Source organism: Pseudoalteromonas sp. Ld19, from assembly GCF_045064135.1.
Classification (GTDB): Bacteria; Pseudomonadota; Gammaproteobacteria; order Enterobacterales; family Alteromonadaceae; genus Pseudoalteromonas; species Pseudoalteromonas aliena.
The window spans coordinates 300,277-316,370 of the sequence record NZ_JBISHA010000019.1; the positions used below are offsets into that span (position 1 = coordinate 300,277).

Annotated in this window: 22 protein-coding genes; 20 read left to right on the forward strand and 2 right to left on the reverse strand. The window is 40.1% G+C overall.

Annotation, left to right across the window (positions count from 1 at the left end; translation table 11 throughout):
• The first annotated feature begins 1 nt into the window (after position 1).
• From ACJJVZ_RS11155 to ACJJVZ_RS11225, 15 genes are all read left to right on the forward strand, one after another.
• Complete coding sequence (locus ACJJVZ_RS11155) at positions 2-694, forward strand: hypothetical protein (protein ID WP_405600449.1); 693 nt, start codon at positions 2-4, stop codon at positions 692-694.
• 717 nt (positions 695-1,411) lie between these two features.
• Entirely contained in the window at positions 1,412-2,317 is a 906-nt protein-coding gene (locus ACJJVZ_RS11160; protein WP_405600451.1) for a major capsid protein P2, read from the forward strand.
• A 9-nt stretch (positions 2,318-2,326) separates the two neighbouring features.
• Entirely contained in the window at positions 2,327-2,653 is a 327-nt protein-coding gene (locus ACJJVZ_RS11165; protein ID WP_282131404.1) for a hypothetical protein, read from the forward strand.
• Positions 2,654-2,661: 8 nt separating this feature from the next.
• Positions 2,662-2,811 carry a hypothetical protein gene (locus ACJJVZ_RS11170; protein ID WP_171037517.1) on the forward strand — a complete coding sequence of 50 codons (150 nt, stop codon included), beginning with the start codon at positions 2,662-2,664 and terminating at the stop codon, positions 2,809-2,811.
• Positions 2,811-2,984, forward strand: coding sequence for a hypothetical protein (locus ACJJVZ_RS11175; RefSeq protein ID WP_171037518.1), 174 nt, complete (start codon positions 2,811-2,813; stop codon positions 2,982-2,984). The genes ACJJVZ_RS11170 and ACJJVZ_RS11175 overlap by 1 nt, the downstream gene beginning before the upstream one ends.
• Before the next feature lies 1 nt (position 2,985).
• Positions 2,986-3,366 (forward strand): hypothetical protein, encoded by a 381-nt coding sequence (locus ACJJVZ_RS11180; protein ID WP_405600455.1) that lies wholly within the window; start codon positions 2,986-2,988, stop codon positions 3,364-3,366.
• Positions 3,363-3,506 (forward strand): hypothetical protein, encoded by a 144-nt coding sequence (locus ACJJVZ_RS11185; protein WP_405600457.1) that lies wholly within the window; start codon positions 3,363-3,365, stop codon positions 3,504-3,506. The genes ACJJVZ_RS11180 and ACJJVZ_RS11185 overlap by 4 nt, the downstream gene beginning before the upstream one ends.
• 9 nt (positions 3,507-3,515) lie before the next feature.
• Positions 3,516-4,352, forward strand: a complete 837-nt coding sequence (locus ACJJVZ_RS11190) for a hypothetical protein (RefSeq protein WP_405600459.1) — start codon at positions 3,516-3,518, stop codon at positions 4,350-4,352.
• Between the two features lies 1 nt (position 4,353).
• Positions 4,354-5,004, forward strand: a complete 651-nt coding sequence (locus ACJJVZ_RS11195) for a hypothetical protein (protein WP_405600461.1) — start codon at positions 4,354-4,356, stop codon at positions 5,002-5,004.
• Positions 4,992-5,582, forward strand: coding sequence for a hypothetical protein (locus ACJJVZ_RS11200; protein WP_405600463.1), 591 nt, complete (start codon positions 4,992-4,994; stop codon positions 5,580-5,582). The genes ACJJVZ_RS11195 and ACJJVZ_RS11200 overlap by 13 nt, the downstream gene beginning before the upstream one ends.
• A complete protein-coding gene (locus tag ACJJVZ_RS11205; protein WP_405600465.1) occupies positions 5,575-5,790 on the forward strand; it encodes a hypothetical protein in 216 nt (71 codons plus the stop codon). The genes ACJJVZ_RS11200 and ACJJVZ_RS11205 overlap by 8 nt, the downstream gene beginning before the upstream one ends.
• Positions 5,791-5,827: 37 nt before the next feature.
• Positions 5,828-6,262: a hypothetical protein gene (locus tag ACJJVZ_RS11210; RefSeq protein ID WP_405600466.1), complete on the forward strand. Its 435-nt coding sequence runs from the start codon at positions 5,828-5,830 to the stop codon at positions 6,260-6,262.
• Positions 6,263-6,358: 96 nt separating this feature from the next.
• Complete coding sequence (locus ACJJVZ_RS11215; RefSeq protein ID WP_405600428.1) at positions 6,359-6,778, forward strand: hypothetical protein; 420 nt, start codon at positions 6,359-6,361, stop codon at positions 6,776-6,778.
• Positions 6,771-6,959: a hypothetical protein gene (locus ACJJVZ_RS11220; RefSeq protein WP_405600430.1), complete on the forward strand. Its 189-nt coding sequence runs from the start codon at positions 6,771-6,773 to the stop codon at positions 6,957-6,959. The genes ACJJVZ_RS11215 and ACJJVZ_RS11220 overlap by 8 nt, the downstream gene beginning before the upstream one ends.
• 224 nt (positions 6,960-7,183) lie before the next feature.
• The gene (locus tag ACJJVZ_RS11225; RefSeq protein ID WP_405600488.1) at positions 7,184-7,822 is read left to right on the forward strand and encodes a hypothetical protein; all 639 of its coding nucleotides are present in this window, start codon (positions 7,184-7,186) and stop codon (positions 7,820-7,822) included.
• Positions 7,823-7,997: 175 nt separating this feature from the next.
• Here ACJJVZ_RS11225 and ACJJVZ_RS11230 read toward each other — a convergent pair whose 3' ends face one another.
• Both ACJJVZ_RS11230 and ACJJVZ_RS11235 read right to left on the reverse strand, forming a co-directional pair.
• Entirely contained in the window at positions 7,998-8,471 is a 474-nt protein-coding gene (locus ACJJVZ_RS11230; RefSeq protein WP_405600490.1) for a DUF3653 domain-containing protein, read from the reverse strand.
• A gap of 467 nt (positions 8,472-8,938) precedes the next feature.
• Positions 8,939-9,898, reverse strand: coding sequence for a sugar-binding transcriptional regulator (locus tag ACJJVZ_RS11235; protein ID WP_405600492.1), 960 nt, complete (start codon positions 9,896-9,898; stop codon positions 8,939-8,941).
• A gap of 374 nt (positions 9,899-10,272) precedes the next feature.
• Here ACJJVZ_RS11235 and ACJJVZ_RS11240 point away from each other — a divergent pair, with 374 nt between their 5' ends.
• From ACJJVZ_RS11240 to ACJJVZ_RS11260, 5 genes are read left to right on the forward strand one after another with little or no spacing between them, the layout of a single operon-like run.
• Entirely contained in the window at positions 10,273-10,656 is a 384-nt protein-coding gene (locus tag ACJJVZ_RS11240) for a response regulator (protein WP_182702067.1), read from the forward strand.
• Between the two features lie 21 nt (positions 10,657-10,677).
• Complete coding sequence (locus ACJJVZ_RS11245; protein ID WP_405600494.1) at positions 10,678-11,583, forward strand: AAA family ATPase; 906 nt, start codon at positions 10,678-10,680, stop codon at positions 11,581-11,583.
• A 6-nt stretch (positions 11,584-11,589) separates the two neighbouring features.
• Positions 11,590-12,579 carry a DUF58 domain-containing protein gene (locus tag ACJJVZ_RS11250; RefSeq protein ID WP_405600497.1) on the forward strand — a complete coding sequence of 330 codons (990 nt, stop codon included), beginning with the start codon at positions 11,590-11,592 and terminating at the stop codon, positions 12,577-12,579.
• A complete protein-coding gene (locus ACJJVZ_RS11255; protein ID WP_405600500.1) occupies positions 12,576-14,564 on the forward strand; it encodes a transglutaminaseTgpA domain-containing protein in 1,989 nt (662 codons plus the stop codon). Before ACJJVZ_RS11250 ends, ACJJVZ_RS11255 begins: the two co-directional genes overlap by 4 nt.
• Complete coding sequence (locus ACJJVZ_RS11260) at positions 14,561-15,883, forward strand: Na+/H+ antiporter family protein (RefSeq protein WP_405600503.1); 1,323 nt, start codon at positions 14,561-14,563, stop codon at positions 15,881-15,883. The genes ACJJVZ_RS11255 and ACJJVZ_RS11260 overlap by 4 nt, the downstream gene beginning before the upstream one ends.
• The last annotated feature ends 211 nt before the right edge of the window (positions 15,884-16,094 follow it).

Here is a 16,094-nt window from a genome sequence, read left to right on the forward strand (position 1 = left end):
GATGTCATTATCACCTATCAACCCAAATGATAGATTAAACATAACGCACGCGTTATATGCGGGGGCTACGGGGTCGGGTAAATCCGTAGCGACACGTAAAATGAAGTTGATAAAAGCCACTGACCAAGTGGTGTTTTGGGACTTATACGGCCAATATAAAGGCGGTGAATTTTTGGGGCGTACTGTCCGCACCTATTCAACCTTAAAAGGCTTTTTAATGGCGGTACATGCTGGGCGTAAAACAAAGCAAGGCTTTAAGATTGCATTTACCCCTAATAACCCACCAAAAGATAAAAGCAGTATCCGTAAATTGTTTTTAGAAGCGTGTGCGATTGTGTGGGGAATGGGGAACGGTAAGCACCCTAAAACCCTGCATTTCGTGGCTGAAGAAATTAACCGCGTTACGGTCTCGTCAGGGGATGAGGATTCTATTTACGGTGAGCTGTTAGAGGCTGGCCGTAAGTTTAATATCATGGTGCATTCGGTAAGCCAGCGACTCGCGCCGATACCTAACACGGTTATTTCTATGTCCGGTTATAAATGGATCGGGTGTCAAAACTTAGTCAGTGATGTTGAGCGCGTAGCCAAAGAACTGCAAGTTAATGCAGCCGATATAATGGCCTTAAACAAGCTCGAATATTACTTTAAAGGGGAGGGATTCGGTAACGTCAAAAAGGGGAAATTTCGTTTTTAAGTCATTCTACTTTAATAAAAAGAGCCTTAATAAAGGCTCTTTACTATTTTTATTTATGATCGTGAGGTTTCAATTTAGGGTGTTTAGGTTGATTCTCTGGTGTCACACGACGTCTTTCATCTGGAGTACCATCTTCTTTCTTAGGTTTAGGGCCTGGCTTTATACTCATATTTTATAGATCCTTATTTTGGTTGCATTGGTTATTTTATATCCACAATATATATAAGGCTATTAATCAAAAATTCAAGCTTTATGACTTAATAAAATTTAATTAATCGTATTAGTAATTTTTTCAAGCCGATTAAACTAAAAAAAACCGCTTAAATGCGGTTTTTTTTTGCCTAATTTAACCTAATAGGTTAACGCCACTTTCCCCCCATTGACCGATACGGTTTCCCTAGCGTTTACTAAAAGCCACTTAAGCAAACAACGAATAGACGGCGCAACGTGAACAAACAATTTATTTATGGCACAGGCGCGGCAGTCACTGCGTTTGTAGCAGTAAAACTTATTAAGCATTTCTTATTTAACAGTAAAGGTAAAACACATGAAGCTAACGAAAAGTAATTACACGGTTATCGCCATTTGTACATTGATTGCGGTGGGTGTTGTTTGGGCATCGAATAACGTTGATCCAGTAGAAGACGCGATTGGTTAATTGGCGTTTGCCCGTTAACAGAGTAAGTAACATTTAACTAAACGCAGGAGCGTTAATACATGAGTACACAAAATATAGCCGCGATGGTCAAACGTGCCTTTGGCAACATGCAACCGACTGTTATCCAACTCGCTGCACCGTCCGGTGTAACGTATGGCGAAGAATCGGTAATCGAATTACAAGCGGGGCTTGTCTATCACTCAATTGAGCTTGAAACGAATTTAAAGCACGTACCAACGATTGAAAAAATCACCATTGATATCAGTGGTAATCCCGTTGTGTATGCCTCAAATGAAATTTTGAATGTACTTGATAAAGCCTACAAGAAGTTTCAAACCACGGGCCGCTTTGTTTTAGAGTTATCAAAATTTGGATACCGCACGGCGCAAGGCGCTTACAAAACGCAGCTAGTGACGGAAAAAGAAGACATCGTGACACTGATTGTCAAGTTTGCGGACAAAGGTGAAAACGACCCTATTACGCCCACACTGCGCGCTAAAGCGTATGTAACGGATAAAAAGCCGACTGGCCGTATTATCGCACCGACCCGTTTTGAGCTTACGCAATTATCAGCGGCAGCGGGCGAACATGCATGGGCTCCGCCAGCGTCAAACGGCTATGAAATGCACATTCAACGCATGGTGTTTAAAGAAGACAAAGTGAAAATATCAGAAATTCGCGTCAAGCGCGGCAATCTGGTTATTCATCGCGTGATGCGTTCAGATCTTGATTTTGGTTTACAGCGCCATGCGGGTGTTGAGCTGCAAGACGGCTATTGCATTTTAGACTTTACCGTATTGGGTTTTGGTGCTGAGGGCGCAATGAATGCCCAAGACTTAAATTTTGAGTTCGTTGTTGATGGACCAGGTGCAATCAAAACTTACATCGACGGGTTTAAGCAAGTTAAAGCCGCGCCAACGCAAGATGAAATTATCCAACTATCACTAGCTAGCTTACAAGGCTAAGGGGGCTGTATGGAGTGGTTTGATACAGATTCACTGTTTGATTCCGTTGGTAATATCTGGGATGCGGCCACTGACTATGTGGGCGAGCAATACGACAGCTATCAGGAATATCAAAAGACGGTTGCGAGTGAGTCACAAAAAGACGTTGCTAAATTACGCGATAACGAGCCGTTAAAAGGCGCAACCATCACGGGTGCGCCAGCGACAACAGGCACAACGGGCGCGGTAGCACAACACGGTGCACCGGTTATGAGCAATCAGCTAATCGCCGGCGTTGATAACAAAATGTTGGCCGTGGGCGCGGTGGTTGTCCTTCTTTTCGTGTTTAAACGCTAGGGGGTGCTATGCCATTACTCTTTGTCTTTTTTGGGGGTGCGGGGTTGGGGTTCGCAGGCGGTGCGTGGTCATCTGATTTACTCAGCAACGTCACAAAACTAACGTTAGTCGCGGGTGCGGGCTATGTCGGCTACCAAGTATATAAAGGCGGTCAATAATGGGCGGCGCGGGATACAGTGCCAGTGGGGGCGCAAGCAGTGCAAAGAATGGCGACCAGTCATTTGGCGCATCAACCACGTTCGGTGGGCTTAACTACGGCGGTACGGGTGTTAACCCGTGGCTGTTGTTTGGTTTAGCGGGCTTAGCCCTCGTCTTTATTATGAAAAAATAACATGACGCCGATTAACTTTGAGCAGGTGAAAGACCGATTAGCGCCGGCGATGAAAGGCGGCGCGGGTCAGATAAAGCGCGAAATAAAGCGCGGCGTAGCAATGTGCTATCAAACCAGTAACGGCAAGGTGTTTGCCGTTGTTCGCCCTGAGGGGCAAGAGCTGGTGTTTGTGGCCGTTGCGGGAGCAGGGCTGGCCCACGTCGCCCATGAGTTTGTGTTTTTCGCAAAAATGAAAGGCTTTAAATCGATTCGCTATCACACCAAGAACCCGCACTTTTTAGCCAAAGGGGTGAATGCGCTGTCGGTTAAGCCGCAACTTATCGAAGTGCGTAACGCCATGTTTGGCAATAACGAATACATCTACAGGATAAAAATACAATGAAACCATTAACAGCAAAAGGGGCATACAAAATGCGACGTCGTGCGATTCATCGCGCTATGCGTGGTGCAACGAGTCGCGCCCGCCATGATGCCCGCCGCGACGCTATCGGCGGCAATGTTGCCACGCGACTAATTCGCTAAGGGGGCATCATGGGCGGTAAGTCTAAAGCCAGTCAATCAACGAGTAATCAACAAACCACGAATAACATTGTTAATGATGGTGATTATGCAGGGGTGGGCGGAAATGTTACACATGACGAGTCGTCAAATGATAACAGTGTCGATAACTCTCAGGAGTGGGAAATTGACATTGATAACAGCGTTAAAAACGATGGCGAGTTTGCAGGCAACAGCGGCAATATAAACGTGCTCGATGGCGGCGCAATTGGGGACGCGTTCGGGTTTGGTGAAAAGGCACTTAATGCCAATGAAGCGGTGAGTAAAGCCGCCATAGAAGCGGCCAAAGACTCAGCTCGCGCAGCGGCAGAAGCCGCCGCCGAGACATCTATTCGCGCCGCTGAAATTGCCGCTGATGCGTCACGACGTGCAGCCGAAGAGTCGGCACGTGTGGCGGCTGATGCAATCAAAGAAAACGGCCGTGTACTTGACGCATCGCTTGATTTTGCAGGGGACTCCGTCACACGCTTAAGTGATACCGCCAACAACGCGGTTAATGAGGTGGGTGATTTTGGCCGCTCAACGATATCGAACTTTAGCGAGTTTAGTTTAGATGCCGTGAGTGAGCTGTCAGACAGTTTACGCAATGCAACACAAACGCAGTTAAACAACTCAACGCAAACCGTGGCGCAGATAGCTAAGTCCGCAACAGACGACAAAGCGATTATTTCAGAGCTGGCAAAAAACACCGCCCTGCAGGGACAGGATATTGTGGCTGAGCAAGCGGGCCAAATGATTAAATACATGGCTATTGCGCTAGGTGTTATCGGTATTGCGGTTGTAATTACATCAATGACGCGGAGTAAATAAAGTGCCTAAAGTCACATTACAAGCAAAACAAGAGTTATCGCGCCCGATGGGGGCGCGGTGGCTATCAATCGTCAATTCCACTGCCGCGTTTAAAATCGACGGGGAATTTGGGAGCTTAGTCGGCGAGGTTGGCCGTGTGCTTGACCTTGATGGGTTTAAGCAAGTGACGTTTAAAAACGACACAGACGAGGCCATTGATTTTGAATATGAAATTTCAAACATCAAAGTATATGCCGTCGGTAAAGGGGTTGTATCGGTATCTAATGCGATAGAAGTCAGCCGCATACGTGAATCAATCAAAGTGGATGCAAACGCAACGGTTGAAAACGGCAAAATGGCGATGCTCCCGAGCAACCATTTTGAAGCGCTTGCGGTAAGCAAAACGCATTTACCTGCAGGTAAAACAATAGCGGTATTCCCTGCACGATTAGCTGAAAATCGCCGCGCTATTATTCAAGTCATTACAGACTCGGCTAACTTCACGCCCGTTCGTATCGCCAACAGCGAGGACAACACAGCAACCGGCGTTTATTTATCGGGCAATAAAAACGCCCCTGCCTCGTTTGAGTTTGAGACACAAACAGCGGTGTTTGTTAAAAATGACAGTGATGAAGACATAACCCTTGCAGGAGGTGAGCAATGGCGGGCGTAAACAACCAAGCAAACATAAAGCCGCTCATAGACGAACAAACATCAAAAATTGATGTTGATAATTACTGGCGCTTTAAGAACATTGAAAACAAAGTCGCTGAGTCGCAACAAGTCATTGAAGCAGGGCAAGCACAAGCGTCTACCGATGTAGAGCTGAAATTAACGAACCTAGCAATAACGTTTGCACAGGCGATGTTAAACACTCAAACCGCCGTGAATGAATCAGTTAATAGCACCGCACACGCCACAGAAAACGCAATTATCAGTAAGCTTATTGCGCTAACAAATGCGTTGAGTGTCAAAATAGATGCGCTCCCGACATCGCCTATCAAGTCCATTCAGCGCGGAAATATACGCGGCGCTGGCACGGTTAGCGTAGGAGACATTGATATCACTAAAAGCGTCTTGAATATTTCGTGCTTTAGCGGTAAAGGGACATATTCAGGTGATGATAAACAGTGGTCTATTGTCGGCGGTGGCTACATAAAATCAATCAATGAAATCGTCATACAAGCGCCGCCGTCGTACAGCAATAACTTTCCGCCGACTGTTTACTGGGAGCTAATCGAATATGTTTAATTTAATTACCTTATCAAATACCGATGATAAAACCACGGTAGCCAGTATTCGTATGGTGGGGGAATCCGTCGCACTGGGTGAACACGATATTAAAATCACTGAGTACCGAGCTGATTTAGTGGGCTGTGTCGTGGTAGACAATGACGTTATCAACGACAGCGGCGAGGTTTTATATTCTTTAAAAGAGGCACACGGTGCACAAGGTTAATCTACTTGTCACCCTCTGCTCAGTGGGATTTATTTATATGTTAGTTAAAAAACAGAACAACACACCTATGAACGTACGCTACAACAACCCGTTAAACATACGCACGGGCAATGATTGGGTCGGTGAGCGAGAGCGCGCTATTGATAAAGGCTATGAGGAATTTTTAACGCCGGCGTTTGGGTTCCGTGCCGCGTATAAATTATTAATGACATACAAAAATAAGTACAGCGCTTACACGCTTGAGACTATTTTAAATCGTTGGGCACCCGCAAACGGTGAGCATAACGGCCAAACTTACGTTAACCACACGCAAAACTATATTAAGTACGTGGGGCAACGATTAGGTATTACGGCACATGATGCGATACCCGAACACCTCTACCCTGAACTGATGCTCGCCATGTCAGATTTTGAAGGGGCAAAAGGGGCGTTTAACCTTCACCAAGCGCGTGAGGGAGTAACACTCGCATGATAAACAAAACATGGTTAATCACAGCGGTAGCAGGGGCATTAATAGGGGCCTTTGCTGTGTATCAAGTTAAAAAGCACACCAAAGGGATTTTAGACGATGACTAAAGCAAACCCTTTTTTTAGTTGGCTGGGTGGTATCTTTGCCCCCCTCACCACGTACATTGAATATCGCGGTAAAATCAAAAAGGCCGAGCATGACAGAGAGCTGGCCGTTATCACAGGGCAAACAAAACTTGTTCAGTCGGGCGTTGATAATAACCATAATTGGGAAATGCAAAGTTTAAAGGATAAAGACAAAACCTTGCGGCTCTTTAGCTACTCCATGTTTACCGCGCCGATACTCATTACCATTATTTCGCCGGCGCATGGCGCAACCATTTTTAAAAACCTAGAAGGCGTGCCGCCTTGGTTAATTCAAACATGGATAGCCATTAACGGGGGCGTGTGGGGCATTGCGAGTTTAAAAAACGTTGTACCGCAGTTTATCACCTTGGTTAAGAGGGCTAAAAATGGATAGCTTACACTTAAACCTAAAAGACTTTATATTCATCATTATGCAAATAGTGGTCATAACAACAGTCGTTGTTACCAATAGAACCCACATCGGTTTTTTACAAAACCAAAATGAAGATTTAAAAGACTGCATTAAAGAAATGCAAAAAATCATCACAGCGCTACGTGTTAAAGTCGGTATTTAACACGTAGCGCCCACGCTATAAAAACAACGTTACTTGTAATACCTCATAATATGAGGACACTTTCATCTTTTCCCCATCCTAAAAAAGCCTGTCCCTAGAATCACATTTATAATTGGCAATAACATACGATATCTGATAAAAATACAAACTCATAAAATAAGGACATTTTCGCGTAAAAATAGGGGAAGTGTCCTCTGATAAGCTGTTATAGCGCATGGAGAAATATGTTTAACGATAAGTTTGTTTATACTGTTTGCATTTTTAGTCTAGTAATTTCGGGAGTTTACTTAGCGCTAATTTTCCAAGGGTTATCATTAAGTATTTTTTTATCATCTTTAGCAAATTTAGCCACAATTGGAGGTTTCATCCTTGCTCTTTATGCTATTAGTATATGGAAGAATAAAAGTAAGTTGGTTTTTGTGTATACCGAGTTATTGCTTTTACAAAAACAAGTGAGTAATGTACAAGGTCATTTTAGTATGTCTAAAATTTATGGAACCAATGCTCAAAAATTACTATTTGAGCAATCTCTGAATAAAGTATTTGAACTTGAAAACTCTCTAAGGCATTTCGAGTCTAGTTATGAGATTGCCTTGGGAACTGATTCTGCGAGGGATATGTTAAATAAATCGTTTGAAATTGAAAATTTCAAATTACACATAACATTACTCAGATCGTTAACTGTAACCGAAAGACATGTGACGAACTCAGATATGTCTGATACCGATATTATTTATCTCGCGTTAAATAACCCGGATCAGGTGTCATCATATTTATCACAAATGAAATCTATTTTCACAAACAAAAAGATATATTTTAGACAAATGATTCACGAATTAGAATTGTTAGGCAAAGCGCTATAACAAGGAAATTAAACAGAACTAAAACAGTGGGTTACGTTTCTATTCGCTCCATATTTTAACCTGCTTTTTTAGTCCGCTTATTGCTGCGTTAGTTGGCTTATGTAGTTATAGCAATTACCAATAGGGCACTTGCTATAACTTTTTATTAGTTAAATTGAAAAATCATTTAATAGCTTTAAGCTCTTTTCTTATCCCCATACTTCAACACAATATCTTTGAGCGTGAATTGTTCACTCATTTTAATTAAATCATTACCTATGGCCTTTAGTGTATCACTGGCTTCAACTAATTCATGTAAGTGGTCAATTTTATGTTGTAGGGCGTTTACATGGCTCTCATTGTAGCGGGCTGCACGTTGTAAAAATTCTATTTTGTTTATGTAGTCAGGTTCGTAGCGTTTTCCGTGAGGTGTCCACAAATAACCTTCACGGCAAATATAAAACCCATCCCAATCTTTATGAAAGCTCATCCCGCCGTTTATTCGTTGTTCAAGCATTAGCACCGCACGTGGACAAGGTTTGTCTGTGCTTATCCAGCGCTCTAAGGTTCGCTCAGTATTAATAAGTAAAAACTCCATAACAGCGCGTTTGTCTAATTTATCAAAGTTCATAAAGCCAGCACGAAACAATAAATTTTTAAATGTACTCATAAAAATGTGATCCATAAAATAATAACCCGAGAGGATTCTCAGGGGCGCTCATTGTGTTATCGCTTACTGATTTTTAAAGGGATCATCATAGATAAGCGTGTTTTTATAAATAAATATGTAATTTTCCATTCTTTTTTTAGATTGCTATATTTATTTTTTACGATTTAACCGAACACACAAGAGAAATAGAAAACATATAAAAACGAGGCTTAGGGGAGGTATTTTGACTGAACCTAAATACCGCCTAAATAACACCCAAATTCAGCGACAAAATGACGGGAATTACCCACATAAAACCTCCCATATCCTATTTAACATAATATAAATTATAGGTAGTTAACGTATATATAATAAGAGCGCTTAAATACGCCCTCGCTATGTCCAATACTAGACGGTATCGGACATTAAGTGGTTCTATATTACAATTACAAACATTACTAATACGGATACTTTATTTATCCAGTTGTTCAATCAATACTTAGTAAACGCTCAGCTGTATATTCGTTAGTAATTAATCCACTGATCATGTTTGACCTTACTGCGCCCAAAATGGCTAATACTTTTTCTTCGCCAGCAGCTATCGCATAAATCTGTTTGTTAGCATTTGTTTTTAATGGCGTACTTGCTACACGCTGATTAACTGTGCAATCTAAAAGCTTACCGTTTTTATCAAACACCCAACTAATCATTTCGCCAACAGCACCAAGATCTTGCAACTCTTTAAGTTCTTGCGCATCAATAAAACCATCTATATGTAATGGCGACTTTTCACCTAAGCTACCAATACCAACAAATGTTACATCGGCGTCTTTAGCGAGTTTTAAATTGCCGGTTATATTTTGCTGTGCGTGTAATTGCTCTTTTTCTTCAATGCTTCTTGGTAAAACTGGCAATGGCATTGGATAATGTTTTGCATTGGTATGTTCGGCCATTCTTACTACAACATCATAAGGTGAAGCCGAACCATCCAAAGCCATATTACCCAGCATTGCTACAATTTTATGTTGCGGACAATCAACGGTCCTTAGTTCATCTACACATGCACGTAAAACTCGGCCGGTTCCCATTGCAACGACTTTAGGTTGTTCTGATTTTAAATGACGTTCTATTTCTGCCGCGCCAGCTTGAGCTAAACCTAATGTAGATGAAGGCTCAGACGGATTGCTCGGTACAACTTCACACGAATCTAACCCAAAACGGCTTTTTAATTTTTCGGCCAAATCCATACATTTTGCAATAGGATGATCGAGCCTAACTTTTATTAATCCTTGGCTAACTGATAATGCGACCATTCTTTGTGCCGATTGGCGAGATACATTTAGCTTTTTAGCTATTTCATCTTGTGTTTTACCGCCAACATAATACAACCACCCTGCTCTGGCTGCATCATCGAGCTTTCTAATTTCTGTATTTGATAGCTTTACCACGTAAACCTCTTAGAATAGAAAGAAAACTAAGTCTTTATTTTCATTACATAATTTTAATTCTATGTGCTGCTATATAAATTTTTTAGTATCTAATTATCAATAACGTTTTTGTTATTTACAGTTGTAAATATACCATTCCTTAATAAAAAACACCTAGGTCTCATATGATTATGTAATTAAAATAAGGTGCTATTTAAGGTAATTTAAAGTTCGTAGGAGATATAAAAGCAGGTAATCCTTTAAAAATAAGCTGTTGGTCAAACCTATGAACAGTTTATTTATTAGTGTTTTTTAAGCAACGTTCTTGAGCTTATGATGGGGTTAGCTTAGTATTAAAGCACTTAGATGTATTCAAAAATAGAAGTAACCTACATATGGAATTTGTTCGCCCGCTTGAGCCTATCCTCATCATTGACGATGTAAAAGAAATACGTGATTATCTAAATCAAATTCTAACCGAGTTAGGTTATGAAGATATTTTAGAAAGCGTAGATTTTAGCTCAGCAAAACCGGTTATTGATGAAAAGTCGCCTAATGTTATCTTTTTAGATGTTGATTTACCGGACTCTGATGGCACCGATATTTTAGAATTTATAAATATAACTTACCCGCAGGCACACGTTGTAATGTGCTCTGGCCATAACAGTTTTGAAAACGTACAAAACACGTGGGAGCTGGGTGCAAAAGGATTTATTGCAAAACCATTTAACGCAAAAAAAGTAGACACCGTAATGAAGCGGCTCGAACTTATAGACTAGTTGGTATATAAAAAGGTTAGCATGCGCAGTATTGTAGCAACAATTATAGACGATTTATCGAGTGTTATATTTGGTAAACAACAACAGATTAAATTGGCACTTACTTGTTTGCTTAGCGAAGGCCATTTACTAATAGAAGATTTACCCGGTATGGGTAAAACAACGCTCTCGCATGCTTTAGCGGCTGTGCTTGGTTTATCGTATCAGCGAATACAATTTACTAGCGACTTACTACCCGCCGATATCCTAGGTACTAATGTATTTAATGCACGCGAGCATAGCTTTACGTTTCATAAAGGACCTATTTTTAGCCAAGTTGTTTTAGCTGATGAAATAAATCGAGCAGGCCCTAAAACACAAAGCGCATTACTTGAGGCAATGGAAGAGCAACAAGTTACTGTTGATGGTAAAAAGTATACGCTGCCCAACCCATTTTTTGTTATTGCAACTCAAAACCCTCTTTATCAATCAGGTACTTATCCCCTTCCTGAATCCCAATTAGATCGTTTTTTAATGCGTATTAGCTTGGGATTTCCGCCAAAAGAGGCGGAAAAACGCTTAATTTTAAATATGCAAAAGCGTGATTATACTCAATTACCACAACGTATTGATCAGCAACAATTAGCGCAGATTCAAACACACATTCAGCAAATAACTTTAAGTTCACCAGTTGTTGATTATATCATTGAACTTGTTAATTTTACGCGAAGTAGCAATGCTTTTGCAGCGGCGCTTTCACCAAGAGCAAGTATGGCGCTTGCTAAAGCGGCAAAATCGTGGGCATTTATAGATGGCCGCGATTTTGTATTACCTGAAGATGTTCAAGCTGTATTTACGAGTGTGTGTCAACATCGCTTAGGGCTGCATAATGAGTCGGGTGAATCGCAAGTTAACGATATTTTAAAAGCAGTGTTGGTTCCGGTATAAAATTTTATGCCAAAAAAATCGATTAAGCGCCCTATTTTATACACCTCATTTAAACGTGCTGTTTTTAATAAACTTTTGAAAAGTAAGCATTTAAAAAATTCAATTACGCTTGAACATAAAACTATTTATGTTTTACCGTCGTCTCTTGGTTGGTACTTTATTGTTGTCGCTATTTTAAACTTTGTGATGGGTATTAATTATCAAAATAATTTAATTTTAATAATGTCCTACCTTATGTTTGTAGTAATAGTAATAGCTATTTTAATGGGTTATAGCAACGTAAGAGGCTTAACAGTCACATTTAAAAATGTGTTTTCGAGTTTTGCAGCGCAAACACCCAGCGCACAATTTATTTTACAAAGTACACATGCGTGCCAGTCAATATCCCTTATTTATCAGGATATTACTCAAACTTATTGTCACCTTGATGAAATAAATAACACCGCCGTTACTGCAACGCTTAATTTACCTTATGAGCAACGTGGACGTTATGCTTTTCAGCGTATTAAAATTGCTAGTAACTACCCTTTTGGTTTAGTAACTGTTTGGAGTTACGTTCAACCTCAAGCAACTGTATTTGTCTATCCATCGCTAGAAAAAGTACACAGTGATGCACATGTTAGTTCACTTGATGAACAGGCCGATAATGGCAAAGTAAAAAAACTCGGAAGTGAAGAGTTTGAACATTTAGTTATTCATCAGCCAGAGATGGGGCTAAATAGAGTATCTTGGAAACACTATGCTAAAACTCAACAGTTATTGGTAAAAGAATTTGTTGATTTTAAAACAGCAAATGCTTTGTTTGATTTTAATTTAATGACAGGCGGCACTGAGCAGCGCTTAAGCCAATTGTGTTTTTTAGTCTGTAAAGCCACAGAGCAAAATAGCTCTTTTATGTTAAAACTGCCAAATAAATCGATAGAAATAAACACAGGTCAACAACACAAGCAGCAGTGTTTAGAATGCTTAAGTGCTTATGATGGCGATGTATTATGAATAACATCAAAAATGAAAAAATAGTTAACTTTTCATTGTGCTTTATCTACGCCTTTTTAATCGTGTTTTTTATTGCACATTTACCCATTGCATTTGTGAGTGTGCTAGCTACGTTATGTGTATGGAATTTTGTAATCGCCTTTAGAAACACTAAAAAGCCCAATGCATGGCTTGCAAATATATTGGCTGGCTTTTCTCTAGTTGTAATGATTTACAGTGTTGGAATGTCCGATACGGTTATATTATTTGTTGCTATGTTACTGCTTTCTAGTATTTTTAAATTGCTACAAGCTAAAACAAAAAAGCATTATCATATTATTATCACCCTTACTTTTTTCTCTCTCTCGTCTGCGTATTTATTTAACCAAAGTATAATAACAACCTTAGTTGTAAGTGGTTTGTTTATACTAAACTTTGCTGTACTTGGGTTATTAGAGTCAAAGCACAACTTAAAAATGGTTTCAAAACAAAGTAGTAAACTATTTTTAATGGCATTGCCGCTGGCAATATTTTTACTCTTATTTTTACCTAAAATCCCTGCATTTTGGCAGTTGCCAGGGCCAAAGCTAGCCAAAACAGGGCTTTCTGAGCAGGTAGACCCCTTTGATATTGCAAAGCTTTCTAATTCTGACGAATTAGTTTTTAGAGCTACATTTAATCAACAAGCCCCCAGTTCCCCTTATTATTGGCGAGCTATTGTGCATGACGAGTTTAATGGCAATGCGTGGCTTACGTCTGACTATTTAAAATATAATAATCAATCTAACAACAGCTCAAGCGTTACAAACAATACCCAAAAGCTGGCGAACTATACGATTATTGCAGAGCCTGCTACCCAAAAATGGTTATACGGATTGGCCTATTCAATGAGTAATAGCAAAAACGTAAACAACAGTTTGCTTGGTATATTACGTAAAAAAAATTATCAGGCCAAAAGTTTACAATACAATGTCAGCAGCTTTGACTTTGAAAGTACTGCGCTTGAGCCGTTTGAAAAAAAACGCTATACGTATCTTGCTCATAAACAAAATAGCCAAGCCTCTAAATTAGCTACTGGTTTAATGCAGCATGTTAATTCAGATCGTGATTTCTATAATGCCTTGTTACAGTATTTTGTAGAAAAAGAGTTTAAATACACACTTACGCCTTCCCCTATGAGTGGCGATAATACAATTGATCAGTTTTTATTTGAAAATAAACGTGGCTTTTGTGGGCACTATGCTAGCGCCGCTGCGTATATTTTTAGAAATGCAGACATACCTGCTCGTGTAGTAAGTGGTTATTTAGGCGGTGAATTAAATCAAGATAATAATACGCTAACAGTTCGCCAGTACGACGCGCATGCGTGGGTAGAAGTATATTTAGAAAACGAAGGTTGGGTTATTTTTGATGCAACCGCCGTAGTTGCCCCCGAACGATTAAATGGATCTCTTTCACAAAACGATGAACTTAATGATGAGTTTAAAAGTAATCTTGATTTTGGTTTAGTCAGGTTAAGTAACTTTGCTGCTATTAATTGGTTAAGACTCGAGATTGAAAATCTAGATTATAAATGGTCTAGCTGGGTTTTAGGGTTTGATGACGAAAAGCAAAGTGACTTTTTAAAATCATTTTTTGGTAGTAAAAATAGTTGGCTGGTGCCTCTAATGGTGCTTTTAATCGCTGGTTTTAGCTTTGCAGGCTATTTTGTTTATTTAAATTGGCCGCAAAAAAGTAAAACAAAACCCCCTCCTATCGTCAAAGAGTACCTTGAAATTTTACGCTGGGCACAAAAAAATAAAGTTATTGCACCTGAGCACTTAACGCCAAACCAGCAACTTGAATATATTTCGCAAAAAAAACCCGAAGTTGGGCTATTAATCATCGAATTTAGTCAGTTATTTAACCAAGTACGTTATGCTAAAACGCCATTTACAAAAGAGCGTAAAACTCAGGCTAAAGATCTGATAAAATTAATTAAAAGCACAAATAAGAGAAAAATATGAATGCGGTTGTTATAGGCGTTATTTTAATGCTGGGGCTTACTTTAGTCCGCGTAAATGTCATAGTGGCAATGACACTCAGTGCCCTTGTAGCAGGTTTAACTGCAGGCTTAGATTTAAAAGAAAGCCTAGATGCATTTAATTCCGGTTTGTCGGCCGGCGCTGAAATTGCTTTAAGTTATGCCATGCTAGGCGCATTTGCTGTAGCAATTTCTAAATCGGGTTTAACGCGAATTTTAGCTGCTAAATTACTTGCTAAGGTTAATGCTAAAGATAGCGGCAGTGAAACTGTACTGAGTTATTTTATATTATTAATTATTTTAGCCTGCGCCGTATCATCGCAAAACTTGGTACCTGTACACATTGCGTTTATACCTATTCTTATTCCTCCATTACTTGTGGTATTTAATAAACTTCGATTAGACCGCCGTGCCATTGCATGTATTTTAACGTTTGGTTTGGCCACATCCTACATGGTTTTACCTTATGGCTTTGGCGGTATTTATTTGTATTCGATTTTGCATAAAAATCTAGTCGATAACGGCTTAAGCATAGTTAACACCCAAGTACCGATGGCAATGATTATACCCGCTATTGGTATGTTTATAGGTTTACTTATTGCGGTATTTTTTACCTATCGTAAACGCCGCGATTACAAAGAACAGTCGCTTACAACTGAGAGTAAATCAGTGGCTGTCGAGAATCCTAAAAAAGTGATGCTAGTTGGCTTATTTGCAGTGCTCGCCTCTTTAGTTGCACAAAACGTAAGTGGCTCAATGATTTTAGGTGGCTTAGTCGGCGTAATGATTTTTAGCGTATTTGGTGTTGTTAAATGGGAAGAAAATGGCGACGTATTTAGCAAAGGCGTTGCAATGATGGCAATGATTGGTTTTATTATGATATCAGCACAGGGTTTTGCATCGGTTATGCAAGCCACTGGCGATGTGGAGAGCTTAGTAAATAGTACCGCTACTTTATTTGACGGAAATAAGCCCATAGCTGCAGCCGTTATTTTACTTGTTGGATTACTGATCACAATGGGCATTGGTAGTTCATTTTCAACAGTGCCTATTATTGCTGCCTTATTTGTACCTTTGTGTTTAGAGCTGGGTTTTTCAGTAATGGCCACTGCCGCTCTTGTCGGTACCGCCGGCGCACTAGGTGATGCAGGCTCCCCTGCGTCAGATTCAACACTTGGCCCAACATCAGGTTTAAATGCCGATGGGCAGCACGACCATATTTGGGATTCGGTTGTACCGACCTTTGTGCACTTTAATATACCGTTACTAATATTTGGTTGGATAGCGGCAATGGTGCTTTAAGTGGTATTGATGTAAATATTAGTGCGTTTAATTGAGGCTCTATTTGAGAAAAGGTATGTTTAAAGCATACCTTTTCACTGCTAACAGTTCTCAGCCCTATCAATTAATAGCTCCCATTCTGATTACTTTATTAGTAAATATTAATACCGTTGTTGAGATTATTTTAACTATAAATACAGTATGATGTGTTCTTTTTGGTTTTTTATATAAG